The sequence below is a fragment of the Acinetobacter legionensis genome (assembly GCF_048551735.1).
GTDB lineage: Bacteria > Pseudomonadota > Gammaproteobacteria > Pseudomonadales > Moraxellaceae > Acinetobacter.
The window spans coordinates 1-484 of the sequence record NZ_JBIMBV010000094.1; the positions used below are offsets into that span (position 1 = coordinate 1).

Annotated in this window: 1 protein-coding gene; it reads left to right on the forward strand. The window is 41.3% G+C overall.

The window, feature by feature from the left end; all coding sequences use genetic code 11:
* Nucleotides 1-46: 46 nt before the first annotated feature.
* The coding region (locus tag ACG9ZL_RS21160; protein ID WP_419361887.1) for a lysozyme at nucleotides 47-484 on the forward strand (438 nt) is incomplete at its 3' end.

Genomic DNA, 484 nt, shown 5'->3' on the forward strand with positions numbered 1-484 from the left:
GAACACAAGGCCTATATCGCATCACTTCAAATCAAGGGGAAGATTGATGTCAAACAAGACTAAAATCATAGTAACAACATTGAGCGCATCAGCGCTTTTTTTTGGCTCTTTAATTGGCTATGAGGGATACAAGTCAAAGCCATATTTAGATAGTGCTAAAGTGGCAACGATTGGTATCGGGTCCACATCATATGAAAACGGTACTAAGGTCAAAATGACTGATAAGCCCATTACAAAAGAACGTGCGGTTCAAATTGCCAAGGCTCATATTGCCAAAGATGAAGTTGCATTTCGCAAGTCTTTGCAGGGCGTGAAGCTCACTCAGACTGAATATGATGTTTACTTAGACTTCGTTTACAACTACGGTCAAGCCAATTGGAATGGGTCATCGATGCTCAGAAACCTCAAAGCAGGGCAATATAGGCGGGCATGTGCATCATTACTGAAATACAAATACGTTGCCAAACGTGATTGTAGTATTCGC